General features: G+C 43.0%; 13 protein-coding genes and 1 tRNA gene. 1 reads left to right on the plus strand and 13 read right to left on the minus strand.

Features of this window, described 5'->3' with window-relative positions; genetic code table 11:
- Nucleotides 1–96: 96 nt before the first annotated feature.
- The 13 genes from rpoB to NJD71_RS05800 all read right to left on the minus strand — a co-directional run bounded on the left by rpoB (nt 97) and on the right by NJD71_RS05800 (nt 15,800).
- Nucleotides 97–4,215, minus strand: a complete 4,119-nt coding sequence (rpoB, locus tag NJD71_RS05740) for a DNA-directed RNA polymerase subunit beta (RefSeq protein ID WP_319050991.1) — start codon at nt 4,213–4,215, stop codon at nt 97–99.
- 753 nt (nt 4,216–4,968) lie between these two features.
- The gene (gene rplL / locus NJD71_RS05745) at nt 4,969–5,340 is read right to left on the minus strand and encodes a 50S ribosomal protein L7/L12 (RefSeq protein ID WP_319050992.1); all 372 of its coding nucleotides are present in this window, start codon (nt 5,338–5,340) and stop codon (nt 4,969–4,971) included.
- 132 nt (nt 5,341–5,472) lie between these two features.
- Nucleotides 5,473–6,000, minus strand: a complete 528-nt coding sequence (gene rplJ, locus NJD71_RS05750) for a 50S ribosomal protein L10 (protein WP_057761724.1) — start codon at nt 5,998–6,000, stop codon at nt 5,473–5,475.
- 475 nt (nt 6,001–6,475) lie between these two features.
- Nucleotides 6,476–7,177: a 50S ribosomal protein L1 gene (gene rplA / locus NJD71_RS05755; RefSeq protein WP_319050993.1), complete on the minus strand. Its 702-nt coding sequence runs from the start codon at nt 7,175–7,177 to the stop codon at nt 6,476–6,478.
- Nucleotides 7,178–7,609 (minus strand): 50S ribosomal protein L11, encoded by a 432-nt coding sequence (gene rplK / locus NJD71_RS05760; protein WP_058025423.1) that lies wholly within the window; start codon nt 7,607–7,609, stop codon nt 7,178–7,180.
- A gap of 87 nt (nt 7,610–7,696) precedes the next feature.
- The gene (gene nusG, locus NJD71_RS05765) at nt 7,697–8,227 is read right to left on the minus strand and encodes a transcription termination/antitermination protein NusG (protein ID WP_319050994.1); all 531 of its coding nucleotides are present in this window, start codon (nt 8,225–8,227) and stop codon (nt 7,697–7,699) included.
- Between the two features lie 71 nt (nt 8,228–8,298).
- On the minus strand, nt 8,299–8,784 hold the full coding sequence (secE, locus tag NJD71_RS05770) for a preprotein translocase subunit SecE (RefSeq protein ID WP_319050996.1): 486 nt from the start codon (nt 8,782–8,784) through the stop codon (nt 8,299–8,301).
- Nucleotides 8,785–8,835: 51 nt separating this feature from the next.
- Nucleotides 8,836–8,911 (minus strand) — tRNA-Trp (locus tag NJD71_RS05775).
- Between the two features lie 371 nt (nt 8,912–9,282).
- Nucleotides 9,283–10,473, minus strand: a complete 1,191-nt coding sequence (gene tuf, locus NJD71_RS05780; protein ID WP_319050997.1) for an elongation factor Tu — start codon at nt 10,471–10,473, stop codon at nt 9,283–9,285.
- A gap of 223 nt (nt 10,474–10,696) precedes the next feature.
- Nucleotides 10,697–12,823, minus strand: coding sequence for an elongation factor G (fusA, locus tag NJD71_RS05785; RefSeq protein ID WP_319050998.1), 2,127 nt, complete (start codon nt 12,821–12,823; stop codon nt 10,697–10,699).
- A 340-nt stretch (nt 12,824–13,163) separates the two neighbouring features.
- Entirely contained in the window at nt 13,164–13,637 is a 474-nt protein-coding gene (rpsG, locus tag NJD71_RS05790) for a 30S ribosomal protein S7 (RefSeq protein ID WP_057761735.1), read from the minus strand.
- Between the two features lie 207 nt (nt 13,638–13,844).
- The gene (gene rpsL, locus NJD71_RS05795; protein WP_011281154.1) at nt 13,845–14,219 is read right to left on the minus strand and encodes a 30S ribosomal protein S12; all 375 of its coding nucleotides are present in this window, start codon (nt 14,217–14,219) and stop codon (nt 13,845–13,847) included.
- 486 nt (nt 14,220–14,705) lie between these two features.
- On the minus strand, nt 14,706–15,800 hold the full coding sequence (locus tag NJD71_RS05800; protein ID WP_319050999.1) for an EcsC family protein: 1,095 nt from the start codon (nt 15,798–15,800) through the stop codon (nt 14,706–14,708).
- A 552-nt stretch (nt 15,801–16,352) separates the two neighbouring features.
- Here NJD71_RS05800 and NJD71_RS05805 point away from each other — a divergent pair.
- Entirely contained in the window at nt 16,353–17,588 is a 1,236-nt protein-coding gene (locus NJD71_RS05805; RefSeq protein WP_319051000.1) for a beta-ketoacyl-ACP synthase II, read from the plus strand.
- Nucleotides 17,589–17,590: the final 2 nt, after the last annotated feature.

Below are 17,590 nucleotides of genomic sequence, written 5' to 3' on the forward strand. Positions count from 1 at the left end.
GATGAATGAAGGCAATGAATAGGGTTGAGACAAATCACTAAAAGCAGCAGCAACAAAGCAGACTGCCTTTAGTGGACAACTAAGTTAAACAATGGGTTAGTTGCTTTGTTTTAACTCAATATTGATACCCAGTGATTTGATTTCTTTGGTCAGTACGTTAAACGACTCAGGCATGCCTGGATCCATATACTGCTCACCATCAACGATGTTTTTGTACATACGCGTACGGCCTTCAACATCATCCGACTTCACAGTTAACATCTCTTGCAACGTGTACGTCGCGCCATAAGCTTCTAGTGCCCATACTTCCATCTCACCGAAGCGCTGACCACCAAACTGAGCTTTACCGCCGAGTGGCTGCTGCGTCACTAGAGAGTAAGAACCTGTTGAACGCGCATGCATTTTGTCATCAACCAAATGGTTCAATTTGAGCATGTACATGTAACCAACGGTTACTTTACGGTCAAACTTCTGACCAGTACGACCATCATACAGTGTCTGCTGACCATCGCGATCCATACCAGCAAGCTCAAGCAGATCTTTGACTTGGCTTTCTCTTGCGCCATCAAATACCGCTGTACCCATTGGAACACCGCCACGTAAGTTAGCTGCTAGCGCCATGATGTCGTCATCATTCAAGCTATCAAGATCAACTTGCTCACCGCCAACTTGGTTATAAATTTTGTCCAAGAAGTCGCGTAGCTCTTTGATTGCTGCTTGAGATTTGAGCATACCGTCAATCTTCTCGCCCAACCCTTTCGCTGCCATACCCAAATGCGTCTCTAGAACCTGACCGATGTTCATACGAGATGGTACACCAAGCGGGTTCAATACGATGTCAACGGTATTACCATTTTCATCATAAGGCATGTCTTCAACTGGCATGATGCGCGAGACAACACCTTTGTTACCATGACGACCAGCCATCTTATCACCAGGCTGAATACGACGCTTAACCGCTAGATATACTTTAACGATTTTTTGTACGCCATGTTGCAGGTCATCACCAGCAGTCAATTTGCGTTTTTTCTCAGCAAATTTCACATCGATATCTTTTTGCTTATCAACCAAGTAATCAGAAATCTGGGTCAAACGCTCAGAGATTTCTTCTTCTACTGGTTGGATATCAAGCAATGTCTCAAGGCTCATGTCTTTCATGTCAGCCAAAGCCATTACCGTACCCGCTTTTAGACCAGCACCGCCACTGACTTTTTGGCCATCTAATAGATTACCAATACGACCACGAGCTGCTTCTTCAAAGATACGTAGCTCTTCTTTCAAATCTTTGCGATAGCTATCAAGCTGCGATTTTTCAATCGCTCTTGCGCGTGCGTCTTTTTCAACGCCATCACGGGTGAAGACCTGTACATCAATAACCGTACCTTTGCTTGAAGTTGGTACGCGTAGCGACGTGTCTTTCACGTCAGCCGCTTTTTCGCCAAAGATAGCCCGTAGTAGTTTCTCTTCTGGCGTTAGTTGTGTTTCACCTTTTGGCGTCACTTTACCAACTAAAATATCACCAGCGTCAACTTCAGCACCGATATAAACGATACCTGCTTCGTCAAGGCTTGATAAGGCTGCTTCACCAACGTTTGGAATATCAGCAGTGATCTCTTCTGTACCTAGCTTGGTATCACGAGCCACACAAGTCAATTCTTGGATATGAATAGTAGTGAAGCGATCTTCTTTCACGACTTTTTCAGATAGCAAGATTGAATCTTCGAAGTTATAACCGTTCCACGGCATAAATGCGATGCGAATGTTCTGACCAAGTGCTAGCTCACCAAGATCCGTTGAAGGGCCATCAGCCAAGATATCACCCAAAGCAATCTCATCACCTTGGTTAACGATAATACGTTGGTTGATACAGGTGTTCTGGTTAGAGCGCGTGTATTTAATCAAGTTATAGATATCGATACCCGCTTCACCAGCAGTCATCTCGTCTTCGTTCACACGAACCACGATACGTGAGGCATCAACATCTTCAATCACACCGCCACGCTTAGCAATAACACAAACACCAGAGTCACGAGCAACATGACGCTCCATACCGGTACCCACTAGCGGCTTATCAGCACGTAGCGTAGGAACGGCCTGACGCTGCATGTTCGAGCCCATCAAGGCACGGTTAGCATCATCATGCTCTAGGAACGGAATCAGACCTGCTGCAACCGATACTACCTGACTTGGTGACACATCCATATGCGTCACTTTTTCTGGAGGCATACGAACAAACTCACCATAGCTACGAACACTGACCATCTCGTCAGATAACGCGCCTTCTGGAGTTATTGGTGAATCAGCCTGTGCAATGACCGTACCGACTTCTTCAATAGCTGATAGATACTCAATAACGTCAGTCACTTTACCATCAACCACACGGCGATAAGGTGTCTCTAGGAAACCAAAGCTGTTGGTTTTAGCAAAGGTCGCTAGTGAGTTGATCAGACCAATGTTTGGACCTTCAGGAGTCTCAATAGGACATACACGGCCATAATGGGTATCATGTACGTCACGTACTTCAAAGCCTGCACGCTCACGAGTTAGACCACCAGGTCCTAATGCTGATACACGGCGCTTATGAGTAACTTCAGACAACGGGTTGTTCTGATCCATAAACTGTGACAACTGGCTTGAACCAAAGAATTCTTTCACTGCAGCCGCTACTGGCTTAGAGTTGATCAAATCTTGTGGTGACAAGTTGTCTGATTCCGCTGAGCTTAAACGCTCTTTGACCGCACGCTCAACACGTACTAGACCAACACGGAATTGGTTTTCTGCCATCTCGCCCACTGAACGAATACGGCGGTTACCAAGATGATCGATATCATCGACGTCGCCGCGACCATTACGAATCTCGATAAGCTCTTTTAGAACATTAACGATATCATCGTTGGTCAATACACTGCGTTCGCGCTGTACATCAGGATCATCAGTGTTATCGAATTCTAAACCAAGACGACGGTTGAATTTCATACGACCGACGTTTGATAAGTCATAACGATCTGCGTTGAAGAACATGCTCTCAAATAACTTTTCGGCAGTTTCAACCGTTGGTGGCTCACCTGGACGCATGACTTTGTAGATTTCGATCAATGCTTCTTCACGGCTTGAGGTGCTATCAGCACGTAGCGTATCAGCAATATAACTACCTTGATCGATATCGTTGGTAAATAGAATGCTGAACTCTTTGATGGCACCACTGGCTTCAAATGAGTTCAATTTAACCAATAACTCATGGTCAATTGGCGTATTTGCTTTAGCAATGACTTCGTCATTAACAACGATATCTTCTGCTAAGATACGCTCATATAAATACTCATCAGGCACAGCAATCTTCGTCATACCTGCTTCTTCAAGCTGACGGATGCGGCGTGCATTGATACGTTTGCCCTGCTCTACGATAACGTCACCTTCAGGTGATACGATATCAAACTGCGCCATCTCACCACGCAAGCGATCAGCGACTAAATCAATCTCGAACGTCTCTTCGGCTTTATAAACAGCAACTTTATCAAAGAACAAATCTAAGATTTCAGAAGTGGTCAGACCAAGTGCACGCAGAATGATCGATGCAAGCAGCTTACGGCGACGGTCAATACGAGCAAAGACTAAGTCTTTTGCATCAAATTCAAAATCTAACCATGAACCACGGTAAGGGATAATACGTGCGTTATATAGCACTTTACCACTTGAATGCGACTTACCTTTATCATGATCAAAGAAGACGCCAGGTGAACGATGTAGCTGAGAGACGATAACACGCTCAGTACCATTGATAATAAAGGTACCGTTCGCAGTCATCAAAGGCATCTCGCCCATATAGACGCTTTGCTCACGGATATCTTTGATAGCAGCTTTGCTATCTTTGTCTTTGCTGTCTTTGTCTTTGATGATCAAACGGATTTTGACACGCATTGGCGCAGCAAACGTTGAACCACGTAAGATACACTCACGCTCATCAAATTCAGGCGTGCCTAAATAGTACTCAACAAATTGCAACTCAGCGTTACCAGAGTGACTCTCAATTGGGAAAATAGAGGAATACGCAGCTTGCAAACCAGTATTCTCACGAGCTTTTGGCTTTTTGTGCTCTTGCAAAAATTGCTCGTAAGAATCTACTTGAATAGACAGTAAATAGGGAACGTCCATTACAGTGGGCAATTCAGCAAAACTTTTGCGAATACGCTTTTTTTCAGTATAAGAATATGCCATCGAGAGTCCTTACAGTAAACGTGGAAACAAATTAAAAGCGCGGCTAGCATGCATAAATAAGATGCATACTTAGCGACGTAAACGATAATATAAAACGGGTCTTCGTGTTCAGTTCATGTCTTTTCTGTCAATTACTACTTTACTCATCAGTGCTTACCTAGCACATTTCACTTAATCTCATTGTTGATTGCTATATTCATGGTAGGTGAATCAGTCTATATGACTGTTGCGACCAAGAAATTCAACATCATATAATATCTTGCCTATCAGGCTAAACTTACAAATACTTTGCTAGAAATAGAGTCAGTTGAGATTGCATATAAACTACTTGCCATCTAAACTACTTCTAAATAAGCTACTTACTACCAAACCATGACCCTACACGTATAAGCGGTCTATGAATCTAAATGCCGACAATAATGCCACACCAAGTAGGCACCTTGAGATCAACAGCTTTTTTCAGAATTAAGAATCGGGGTAACTATAACTTTTAGAATCAGTATAAACTATAGTGTTGATAGGAAAGCATGCAGACACAAAAAAATGCCAAACATCTACGGACGTTTAGCTCATATTAACTGATTTCAAAAACTGGTATGTGTGCTTGCATGTATATCGTCTGTCCTTTTGATGGGTATCCACCGTGATGTTGCATACGTATGTTGGCAGACACAAAAGGTCAAGCTACGAATTATAATAAAAAAAAGCTGGCAATGCAAGGCATTACCAGCTTTTTTTCGTACAGTGTTAAACTTATTTTAGTTCAACAGTTGCACCAGCTTCTTCAAGCTTCTTCTTCAACTCTTCAGCTTCAGCTTTAGATGCAGCTTCTTTGATTGGAGCTGGAGCGCTTTCAACCAAATCTTTTGCTTCTTTCAAGCCAAGGCCAGTCGCTTCACGTACAGCTTTAATTACAGCTACTTTCTTCTCACCAAAGCTAGCAAGAACTACGTCAAACTCGTCTTTTTCTTCAGCAGCAGCAGCAGGACCAGCAGCAGCAGGTGCAGCAGCGGCAACAGCAGCTGTTACGCCGAATTTTTCTTCCATGTCGCTGATTAGCTCAACGATATCCATTACTGACATTTCAGCGATTGCATTTAACACGTCATCTTTAGATAGTGCCATGAGAACTCTCCGTTATCTGATAAAAATTAATTGATTCTAATATCGCTTTGACCGCTTGCCACCATTTCAAATAGGTGTGGCAATAAAGTGCAATCAAGGTTAGCGATGTTAAAGTTACGTTAAAACAAGCAATTAAGCAGCTTCTTTTGCGTCTTTGATTGCCGCTACAGTGCGAACGAACTTGCCAGGAACAGCGTTCATAGTCTGGACAAGCTTGGTCACTGGTGCATTCATAGTAGCCATCAAGATAGAGATTGCTTCGTCGCGAGTTGGTAGCTTCGATACGCGCTCTAGCTCTTCTGGACCATAAACTTCACCACCGACTGATACTAATTTGGTCTCTAAAGCTTTGTTATCTTTGCTAAAGTCGAAAACGACTCGAGCGGCAGATCCCAAATCTTCCATAGAGAAAGCCAAAAGTAGTGGACCAGTCATACGGTCTGACATGCTCTCAAACTTAGTGCCTTCAAAAGCGCGTTTTGCTAGTGTATTTTTTACCACTTTCAAAACAACGCCTTTATCACGGGCTTGTTCGCGCAGCTTAGTAAGCTGTGCAACACCAATTCCATGATACTCGGCAGCTACTGCTGAGTAAGCATTAGCAGCAACTTCAGACACTTCAGCCACAACTTGTTGTTTTTGTTCTAGCGTTAATGCCATAAGTTGACTCCTTTAATCTTATCAATCTACTAATAGTAAAAATGCTAAAAACCGAAGTTTATCTGCCTTTGGACTAAAAGCTACGACTGACTTGATACGACACATTACCAACTGATTCGATTAATAAAAAAAGTATCAACTGGTAACGACTGATTACGGCACCGTTATCAGAATGACGTTGAGTAATAGTTTGGAGATCGTATAAACAATCATACCGCTCTATTGCCTCGTGTCTTAAACTGTGTGGGCCACCGTCTGCGTAGGACAACTAAGATTTTCATCTGTCGTCGATTAACAAAAGTGACTCATTGTCATAAAAAACTATCCGAAGATCGTTATTTATGATGTTAAACCACTCTCTACCTACGGTCTTAGACAGCGTAGCAAATGCTACGCTGACCTAATTCTTCAAAAATTCTTTGTGCTCATCATTCAAAATATTCAACGTGCAAATATTAAGAGATAGAGATTTCAATTATTTTGCAGTGCGATAAGGTACTGGATCGATCGTTAGACCTGGACCCATAGTGCTAGACAAAGTGATTTTCTTGATGAAAGTACCTTTAGACGTAGCAGGCTTAGCACGCTTAAGATCTGAGATTAGTGCTTGAGCATTTTGGATAACTTGCTCAGCAGTGAAACCTACTTGACCGATAGTGGTATGGATGATACCAGCTTTATCAACACGATACTGCGCTTGACCCGCTTTTGCGTTAGTCACAGCTTCAGCAACGTTTGGCGTTACTGTACCAACTTTTGGGTTAGGCATTAGACCACGTGGACCTAGGATTGTACCCAATTGACCAACAACACGCATTGCATCAGGAGCGGCGATAACAACATCAAAGTCCATGTTGCCTGCTTTGATTTCTTCTGCTAGGTCTTCAAAACCAACAATGTCTGCACCAGCTTCTTTAGCGGCTTCAGCAGCAGCGCCTTGAGCAAATACAGCAACGCGTTTGGTTTTACCAGTACCAGCAGGTAGATTGGTTGCGCCACGAACCACTTGATCAGATTTACGTGGGTCAACGCCCAAGTTTACTGCGATATCAATAGATTCTTTAAATTTTAGAGCTGGCAAATCGTTTAAGATTTGAACCGCTTCTTCAAGCGTGTATTGCTTTTCGTTATCAATACGGCTTTGAATTTCTTTTTGACGTTTGGTTAGCTTGCTCATTTACACACCCTCCACGGTAATACCCATTGAACGTGCAGTACCAGCGATGGTACGGACAGCAGCGTCAAGATCAGCAGCAGTTAAGTCTGCATTTTTGGTCTTAACGATTTCTTCTAGTTGTGCACGGTCAACTTTACCAACTTTAGCTGTGTTCGGTGTACCTGAACCTTTAGCAATACCAGCAGCCTTACGTAGTAAGTATGCAGCAGGTGGTGACTTCATGATGAAGGTAAAAGACTTATCGCTGTATACCGTGATCTCAGTTGGGATCGGTAGACCTGGCTCTTGGCCTGAGGTCGCAGCGTTAAATTCTTTACAGAACGCCATGATGTTCACGCCTTTTTGACCCAAAGCTGGACCAATAGGTGGTGAAGGGTTAGCTTTGCCTGCAGGCACTTGCAGTTTGATGTAACCATCAATCTTCTTAGCCATGATACTCTCCTAAATGGGTGATAACGCCAAGCCAAATCATTATCTGATGTGACGGGAGGCTCCCCGGTTGATGAAATTTTTGCTGAACTAGTCTAGTTTTTCAACTTTACTAAACTCAAGCTCAACCTGTGTAGGTCGATTAAATACGTTTACCGTTAGATGTAGCTTAGACTTTTCGTAATCGACCTTTTCAACCATTCCTTTGAAATCAGTGAATGGACCGTCGATAACCAATAACTCTTCGCCCGGCTCAAATAGCGTCTTAGGACGTGGGTCAGTTTCAGTCTGGTTCAAACGGTTCAAAATGCGGTCAGCTTCTACTTGCGTAATCGGTGCCGGCATCTCAGGCGTACCACCGATGAAGCCCATAATACGAGGACAGTCTTTTACGATGTGCCACGTATTATCGTTCATTTCCATCTGAATCAATACATATCCTGGAAAGAACTTACGCTCACTTTTACGTTTTTTGCCGTCTTTCATTTCGACGACTTCTTCAGTAGGAACCAATACATCACCGAATGACTCAGTAAAGTCACTGCGGTTAATACGATCAGTTAATGAACGTTGTACTTGTTTTTCATATCCTGAAAACGCTTGGACAATATACCAACGCATATCACGCTCCTGATCGTTATAAATAAGTTGATGTGAGTAAATGTCTCGCTAATGGTCACCAATACGCGCCATTAACCGATAAAGATACCAACGAACCAATTAAAGAAATTATCTAATAACCAAATAAAAAACCCAACAATCCCGATCACGACAATCACTTGCCATGTGTATTGAAAGGTTTCGTCTTTACCTGGCCATGTCACTCGGCGAAGCTCAACAGCCGCATCTTTTAACAATATTTTAAAAGCACGACCTTGATGCGTTAATGCCAAGCATACTAATGCAAATACGATAAGTGCAACAATGATACCAATACGGACCCAAACATCATTGGCTGGTTGCCAATAGCCTGGTAAGTATTGATTAACGAGAGTCGCACCGATCAAAACAGCTGCAGCAAGTAGCCACAAAATCAAATCTTTTATTGAGCCAGTCTTAGCCACTTCAACAGCAGTAGTACCGCTCGCTGAGATGTGCTTATCTTTAGACAGCATTCCACCAGCAACCGCCTTGGCATCAGATAACTTAGTCTCGAGGTTATCTTGATCATTGCTCATAAAGAACTCGCTTCGGAGATGGTGGGGTACAACAAAGATGAGATAAGAAGATGGCAGGCGATGTAGGACTCGAACCTACAACCCTCGGTTTTGGAGACCGATGCTCTACCAATTGAGCCAATCGCCTATGGGTGTAAAGGACAGCATTATACAATATTTAGCATAGAATGCAAGCCTTTAGCGGTAAAATTATTAGTTTTACCTGATTTGTCACTTAACTAACAGAGTTATCGTACTAACAGTGCTTTAACTTTCGCTAAAAGTAGATACTCGTTTTAAGTGCAGCGCTAATATAACAATCTATGAGATAGATTACAATACATTGTATAGTAAATAAGTGACTGGTATCATCGGCTAAACTAACGGTTCCATATCTTAGCTAAGCTATTACTTCCTTCAACTACGACATCACACACAACGCAACCCACAAAAAGAGCCACCCTAAATAGGGTGGCTCTTTTATGACTAACTCACAAGCTCATTACTGAGGCTTAATGATTAGTTCAATACGTTAGCAACAACACCAGCGCCTACAGTACGGCCGCCTTCACGAATAGCGAAGCGAAGACCTTTGTCCATAGCGATTGGGTGGATAAGCTCTACGCCCATCTCAACGTTATCACCAGGCATTACCATTTCAGTACCGTCTTGTAATTGGATTGCGCCAGTTACGTCAGTAGTACGGAAGTAGAACTGTGGACGATAGCCGTTTAGGAATGGTGTATGACGACCACCCTCTTCTTTTGACAATACATATACTTCAGCGTCAAACTTGGTGTGAGGCGTGATTGAACCTGGCTTAGCTAGTACTTGGCCACGTTGTACGTCTTCACGCTTAGTACCACGTAGTAGTACGCCACAGTTTTCGCCTGCACGACCTTCGTCAAGCAGTTTACGGAACATCTCTACACCAGTACAGGTAGTTTTTTGAGTGTCACGGATACCAACGATTTCGATCTCGTCACCAACTTTAACGATACCAGATTCAACACGGCCTGTTACTACGGTACCACGACCTGAGATTGAGAATACGTCTTCGATTGGCATTAGGAATGCTTTGTCGATGTCACGCTCTGGCTCTGGGATGTAGGTGTCTAGTACGTTGAGTAGTTCTACTACGGCTGGTTGGCCGTATTTGTCTTCTGAGCCTTTTAGGGCTTCAGTAGCTGAACCTTTAACGATTGGCGTGTCATCACCTGGGAAGTCATAGTCGTTCAATAGTTCACGAACTTCCATTTCTACTAGTTCTAGTAGTTCTTCGTCATCAACCATGTCACATTTGTTCATGAATACGATGATGTACGGTACGCCAACCTGACGTGAAAGCAAGATGTGCTCACGAGTCTGTGGCATAGGGCCGTCAGTTGCAGATACAACTAGGATTGCGCCGTCCATCTGAGCGGCACCTGTGATCATGTTTTTAACATAATCGGCGTGACCTGGGCAATCTACGTGAGCATAGTGACGGCTGTCTGTGTCATATTCTACGTGTGAGGTGTTGATGGTGATACCACGTGCTTTTTCTTCTGGTGCTGAGTCAATAGACGCGTAGTCTTTTGCTTCGCCGCCAGAGGTGATTGCAGCTACGGTTGCGATTGCAGCGGTAAGGGTGGTTTTACCATGGTCAACGTGTCCGATGGTTCCGACGTTGACGTGTGGCTTGTTACGTTCAAACTTGGCCTTTGCCATGGGTATTTCCTCTTTTTTTGGGGTTCAAGGCTCAACTCATATAAATATGATAATTGAGGTGTTCTTGACCACATTAAGATAATTGTTAAAAGGGTGCACATACTAATGTGCAGATATTATAAGAAAATTGCGACCAATAACAAGTCTTTTAACAAGTTATTGGTCTATTCTTTAATGACAATACACAGATATACTCTATATTGTCACCTTTAGTAAGCTTTATTTACTCGTCATCATCTTTAGAGTTGAACTTAGAGATGATTTCAGCAGCAACTGATTTTGGAATTTCAGCGTACTTTTGGAATTCCATAGAGTAAGTTGCACGACCTTGTGACATAGAGCGCATTTGCGTGGCATAACCAAACATTTCCGCTAATGGTACTTCAGCACGAATCTGTTTAGTACCGCCAGGTAGATCTTCCATACCCTGTACCAAACCACGACGACGGTTAAGATCGCCCATGATGTCGCCCATGTAATCTTCAGGCGTTTCAACTTCTACTTTCATTACTGGCTCAAGTAGAGCTGGGTCAGCTGCCATGAAACCTTTTCTGAAGGCCATAGAACCTGCCATTTTGAACGACAATTCATCAGAATCGACGTCATGGTAAGAACCATCATACAAGGTCGCTTTTACGCCAACGACTGGGTAACCAGCAAGTACGCCGTTTTTCATGCGCTCTTGGATACCTTTATCAACGGCACCGTGGAATTCTTTTGGTACTGTACCACCAACAACTTCTTCAGCGAATTCGTATTCAGTGTCACCAGCTGGATCAAGTGGCTCAAGACGTAGCCAAACATGACCGAACTTACCACGACCACCAGTCTGACGTACAAATTTACCTTCTTGTTCAACCGTGTTACGAATCGTCTCACGATAAGCAACCTGCGGCGCACCGATGTTTGCTTCAACGTTGAACTCACGCTTCATACGGTCAACTAGAATCTCTAGATGTAGCTCACCCATACCACTGATGATCGTCTGGCCAGATTCTTCGTCAGTGTGTACACGGAACGAAGGATCTTCTTTTGCCAAACGGCCAAGCGCGATTGACATTTTTTCTTGATCAGCTTTGGTCTTTGGCTCAACTGCTAGAGAGATAACTGGATCTGGGAATTCCATACGCTCAAGTGTGATCACGTTTTGCTCATCACATAGCGTATCACCAGTAGTCACATCTTTCATGCCGACTAGAGCTGCGATATCACCAGTACGGATTTCTGGAAGCTCTTCTTGAGAGTTTGCCATCATCTGTACAATACGGCCAACACGCTCACGCTTCATTTTAACTGGGTTATAAACACTGCTACCCTGCTTCATCACACCAGAATAAACACGTACGAAGGTTAAGTTACCAACGAATTTGTCATTCATGATTTTGAATGCTAGAGCTGAGAAAGGTGCTTCATCTGATGCTTCACGGCTGCCTTCACTTTCGTCTTTGTCATCAAGAATACCTTTAATAGCAGGTACGTCGATTGGTGCTGGTAGATACTGAATAACAGCATCCAACATCTTCTGTACACCTTTGTTTTTAAAGGCAGTACCACAAAGAAGTGGGATGATTTCGTTATCGATAGTCAACTGACGAATAGCGGTATGAATTTGCTCTACGCTCAATTCACCGTTTTCTAGATATTCGTTCATCAACTCTTCGTTGGCTTCAGCAGCGCTTTCTACAAGATGTTCACGGTACTCGTCCGCTTTGTCTTGTAGTTCAGTTGGGATATCACGCTCTTCGTAGTTCATACCTTGAGATGCTTCATCCCAATAGATGGCTTTCATAGTAACGAGGTCAACAACACCTTCGAAGTCATCTTCTTTACCAATTGGGATAACCAATGGTACCGGGTTACCACCCAAACGAGTTTTGATCTGTTCGATAACACGATAGAAATCAGCACCAACACGATCCATTTTGTTTACAAATGCAAGACGTGGTACCTTATATTTGTTTGCCTGACGCCATACGGTCTCAGACTGTGGCTGAACGCCGCCTACTGCACAGTAAACCATGCAAGCGCCATCAAGTACACGCATAGAACGTTCAACTTCGATCGTGAAGTCAACGTGACCTGGGGTATCGATGATGTTAATACGGTGTTCGTCAAACTGCTTGGCCATACCTGACCAAAAACAAGTTGTTGCGGCTGAGGTAATAGTAATACCACGCTCTTGTTCTTGCTCCATCCAGTCCATGGTGGCTGCGCCATCATGTACTTCGCCAATTTTGTGGCTAACACCGGTATAGAATAAAACACGCTCAGTAGTGGTTGTCTTACCAGCATCGATATGCGCTGAGATACCAATATTGCGATAGCGTTTTAGGGGAGTTTTACGAGCCATAGTGTTTTCCTAGGAAAAGTCGTGTATATAATAATGTATTGTGTCTCTACCTCATACTCTATGACAAAGCGTTCAGCTTCGTAATATTACTGACTGATTATTGAGCCTAATGCGGACAAAAACAGAGCAAATACTAAGAATAGTGTGGCATCAAATTCGGGATGCTCTCTAATAAAAATTTTATTTTCAAAAGAAACATCTTGATAGATGTCCGCCATCTCAGTTAATAAATGAACTTACTATACAACTGCATAAATGATGGCGGCAATCAGTAGAATAAACAACAATGTAGGACTAGTTGACCTGAGCCACTAGTCTCAAGCTACTATTAAAAAGTAGCTTAGAAACGGTAATGAGAGAACGCTTTGTTAGCATCTGCCATGCGGTGAACTTCGTCACGCTTCTTCATAGCAGCGCCTTTACCATCAGCGGCGTCATTCAATTCGCCAGCTAAACGCAAAGCCATTGATTTTTCAGAACGCTTAGCAGCAGCTTCAGCTAACCAACGCATAGCCAAGGCAGTACGACGGGAGGGGCGTACTTCCATTGGTACTTGATAGGTTGCACCGCCGACGCGGCGAGCTTTTACTTCTACCATTGGGCGTACATTTTCAAGCACTTCTTCGAAGAAAGATACTGGATCTTCAACTTTACGCTTCTCACTTACTGTCTCAAGTGCACCATAAACGATACGCTCAGCAGTAGATTTTTTACCATCACTCATTACATGGTTGATGAATTTTGCAACAGTTTGGCTACCGAACTTAGGATCTGGAAGGATCTCACGGGCAGCAACGACGCGACGTCTTGGCATAATAAATTTCCTTGTCTTCAGGAGTGTCTAACATTCATAACATCAACTATGTTTCTTAATAAAAAATAGCGAGTTATCAGTTAGCCTTACTGCATGGTGGTATGTTTCGAGCATACATTACTTATGTAAAAGTAATGTGACTACTGACACCAAACCCATGCACAGTTATTGGGTGGTGCGAAAAGCTAATTTAATAACGTTTAGTTATTAAACTTTAGGCTTCTTAGCACCGTATTTAGAGCGACCTTGCTTACGGTCTTTAACGCCTGCGCAATCTAGTGCACCGCGAACAGTGTGATAACGTACACCTGGTAGATCTTTTACACGACCACCGCGGATAAGAACAACACTGTGCTCTTGTAGGTTATGACCTTCGCCGCCGATGTAGCTTGATACTTCATAGCCTGAAGTCAAACGTACACGACATACTTTACGCATGGCAGAGTTAGGTTTTTTTGGCGTGGTAGTATATACACGAGTACATACACCGCGACGCTGTGGGCACGCTTCCAACGCAGGAACTTTTGACTTTTCCTTGATGGTTTTGCGACCTTTACGAATCAATTGGTTAGTTGTTGCCATAAGGCATCCTTCTCCCGTTTGGTATAAAACAAAAAAATGGGCCAATGCACCATCTATCTGACAATATTTGCAGATTTCGGGGCACCCATTTTTAGGACAGTGTATTATAAAGAGTTGTTGCTGCTATTTCAACCACTTATCTATGGTTTCACTTTACAACATTTGATAGATATGCATCCAGCCTGACGCTATGCCGTTTTATAAATTTTTAACTAAAAAATAACTCAATAAATAAAGCAGATAGGTCAGTCTCAAGCTGCATCTACAGAAGATATTAAAAACTGCTCGATAACGCATATGTTGTGATGGTTGCTCTAGTTTTCAAGTTTTTTATGAAATCTAAATAAGTACCCATGTGAATACTGATATTTATGCAAGCAGATTGCTGGTTGTGGATAATATGTTATAGATAATACGTTATGGATACTATAGTGATGATTCCATGCTGACTGGGTATGTAACCAATATCAGCATGGATATTGATACTTACTTGGTCTTTTTATCAGATGTTTGCTTATCCGATAGCTTATCATCACTATTGTCTTTATCACTATCTGTTTCAGTTTCACCCTTCGTATTTCGCTCTGCAGTGTTGTCACTATCGTTTGCTTTTTTTACTTCAGCTTCGCTACTGCTATCATCAGTAATGGTGCGATTGGCCAGTTTCGCTTCTGGTGCAAAAGTCGCTTGAGCAACGCCGATAACCTCGTCGATTAATTGACTATTGTAATGCACCCCTACCGCTACTGCAGTGATAGGAATAAAGCGGCGAACCCATGATAGGTCGATCTGGTCAAGATCAATGCCTACTTGACTGGCAATACTATCTATTTGCTCGGCATAATAGTTCACATTCTTATTTTTTAGACCTAAGTTTTTGAGCTCACTATGTAATCCACTGCTTTGAGCATTATCAAGTAAACCTTTACCAATACCCATACCTGCTAGTAATGCTTGTTTTTCTTGCATTTTGCTCAGGTCTGCGCTGGAAAGTAGCTCATAGGCCATTTTTACGCCTTGCTTACCTGTTAATGGCTTATTGTACACAGATGCGATTTGATAAACCGTACGTAACGAGACCAACAATAACCATAATGTATCAGCAAGCAATCCTGGCAATCCAGCCAGACCAGTTATGCCGCCAATTGCTGCAAGCGCACGGTTTTGGTTAGCGATATCTGTCGCTAGCGCATAGCGCTCTTCGTCATCTAAGGTTGCGATATTGGCAAATCGGTGCTCATCCGGTAGATCTAACTGGCTCCAGCTTGATGCAAGATTGGCTACCTGAGCAAATGCACTATCAACTGTCGACTGGAAAAAACTATTTGGTACCACTTTTTTGGCGTACTTGCCATACATAGCAAAGCGTGGTCCTAATAACTGCTGCGTTGCTTTTAGCGTCTGTTCACGAAACAAGTCTTGTTGATAGTCTTCATCCCCTAAATCTACCGCTTTGTATTGACGCGGCTTGCCTGTTTTGGCATTGACGTTGTCAATCATAGCGCCCATACGCTCTAGGTTGTTCCGAGCAAAAGAGCCAATAGTATTGATGCTTTTAGAAAGAGTACTACGCTTTGCCATCGTGATGTCCTTAATGTGATGAATATGGTAATTGGTTTTGTTTTAATAATAGTCAAGCTGTCATTCTAGCCAACCGCTGTAACCTTTGTCAGTGCGAACAATGTTATCGCGGTCACAAATTTTGTATCTAAAAGTATAATTGAATTTTTTATCACTTAGCCATAGCTTTTGATTCATTTATAATACGCTCGCTAATTTCAGTTAAGCGCCAATAGATCTATCTAGCAAAAACCGTCTGTGAACATGCATTTGTTAATAAGCCTTAACGACAATGGGCGGTTAGTCGTTTTTTTACATTTGCTCAAAGATTTTCAGCGCTTGATACGTTATCATGTGCCGTAATCGAGAGCATAATTGTACACTGAGTTTATATTACCTTTAATAGACTGTTAATAGAGTCTAGTTACCTAAATTCGTGCTATCGTTATCTCTTCTACATGAACTACTTTTTACTATAATGCTCACATTAATTCATCGTTAAATATCATATATAGATTTGCAACGATTATTGCAACCAACTGCTAGCAAGTCGTTACTTATAAGGAATAGCATATGCGCCGCGTCGTTATCACTGGAGCAGGGATTGTCTCTTGTATCGGACATGATTTAGCCACCGTTACCACTGCTCTCAAAGAAGGACAGTCTGGCATTAGATTTAATGAGGCTCATGCCGAGCATGAATTCAAGTCACACGTGAGTGGTAGTATTAATCAATCAGACTTAGATACCAGTGGTATCGACCGCAAACTCAAGCGCTTCTTTAGCGATGCCAGTTTGTATGCTTATGTTAGTGCCTTGAATGCTATTGAGCATTCAGGGTTATCACTTGAGACTATCAACAATAACCCACGCGTAGGTGTTGTCGCCAGCTCAGGTGGCGCATCAACAGAAAATATCGTAAACGCCGTAGATGCTATGCGCGAAAAAGGTTTACGCGGTGTCGGTGCGATGGCTGTACCAAAGACAATGGGAAGCTCAGTATCAGCAGCCTTAGCCACAGGTCTAAAAATCCAAGGGGTCTCCTACTCGCTTTCTTCTGCTTGCGCGACCTCGACCCACTGTATCGGTCATGCTGCTGAGCTTATTCAATTGGGCAAAGCTGACGTCATACTGGCTGGTGGTAGCGAAGCTGAGCATTGGACGCAATCTTGTATGTTTGATGCGATGGGTGCAGTCAGTACGCAATACAACGACACGCCGACGCTTGCTTCAAGAGCTTATGACAAAGATCGTGATGGTTTTGTCATTGCTGCTGGCGGTGCAATGGTAGTAGTTGAGAGTTTAGAGCACGCACAAGCGCGCGGTGCCAATATTTTAGCTGAAATCGTTGGCTACGGTGCTAGTTCTGATGGTGCAGAAATGGTTGCCCCAAGTGGTGAAGGTGCCGTGCGCTGTATGCAACAAGCCCTAGCAGAAGCTGGTCTAGAAAGCGTTGATTATATCAACAGCCACGGTACGAGCACACCGCTAGGCGATATCACAGAACTAAAAGCAATTGCCAAAGTCTTTGATAATGACGTCAGTAAAGTACCGGCTATCAGCTCTACCAAATCCATGACAGGTCACAGCTTAGGTGCTGTCGGTGCTCAAGAACTTATTTATTGCTTATTGATGCTACAAGAGAGCTTTATCGCACCAAGTATCAATGTCGATAACCTAGATCCTGCAGCTGAAGGCTTCGATATTGTCACCCAGATGCGTGAAACTGACCTTGATACCTTGATGAGTAATAGCTTTGGCTTTGGTGGTACTAATGCTACGCTAATCATAAAAAAATTCGACGGTTAAAT

The organism is Psychrobacter sp. PP-21, from assembly GCF_033790785.1.
In the GTDB taxonomy this organism is placed as follows: domain Bacteria; phylum Pseudomonadota; class Gammaproteobacteria; order Pseudomonadales; family Moraxellaceae; genus Psychrobacter.

Bases quoted from the DNA above. Each gene is read 5' to 3' on its own strand.
- rpoB (WP_319050991.1), bottom strand. From the start codon at position 4,215: ATGGCATATTCTTATACTGAAAAAAAGCGTATTCGCAAAAGTTTTGCT.
- rplL (WP_319050992.1), bottom strand. From the start codon at position 5,340: ATGGCACTATCTAAAGATGACGTGTTAAATGCAATCGCTGAAATGTCA.
- rplJ (WP_057761724.1), bottom strand. From the start codon at position 6,000: ATGGCATTAACGCTAGAACAAAAACAACAAGTTGTGGCTGAAGTGTCT.
- rplA (WP_319050993.1), bottom strand. From the start codon at position 7,177: ATGAGCAAGCTAACCAAACGTCAAAAAGAAATTCAAAGCCGTATTGAT.
- rplK (WP_058025423.1), bottom strand. From the start codon at position 7,609: ATGGCTAAGAAGATTGATGGTTACATCAAACTGCAAGTGCCTGCAGGC.
- nusG (WP_319050994.1), bottom strand. From the start codon at position 8,227: ATGCGTTGGTATATTGTCCAAGCGTTTTCAGGATATGAAAAACAAGTA.
- secE (WP_319050996.1), bottom strand. From the start codon at position 8,784: ATGAGCAATGATCAAGATAACCTCGAGACTAAGTTATCTGATGCCAAG.
- tuf (WP_319050997.1), bottom strand. From the start codon at position 10,473: ATGGCAAAGGCCAAGTTTGAACGTAACAAGCCACACGTCAACGTCGGA.
- fusA (WP_319050998.1), bottom strand. From the start codon at position 12,823: ATGGCTCGTAAAACTCCCCTAAAACGCTATCGCAATATTGGTATCTCA.
- rpsG (WP_057761735.1), bottom strand. From the start codon at position 13,637: ATGCCAAGACGTCGCGTCGTTGCTGCCCGTGAGATCCTTCCAGATCCT.
- rpsL (WP_011281154.1), bottom strand. From the start codon at position 14,219: ATGGCAACAACTAACCAATTGATTCGTAAAGGTCGCAAAACCATCAAG.
- NJD71_RS05800 (WP_319050999.1), bottom strand. From the start codon at position 15,800: ATGGCAAAGCGTAGTACTCTTTCTAAAAGCATCAATACTATTGGCTCT.
- NJD71_RS05805 (WP_319051000.1), top strand. From the start codon at position 16,353: ATGCGCCGCGTCGTTATCACTGGAGCAGGGATTGTCTCTTGTATCGGA.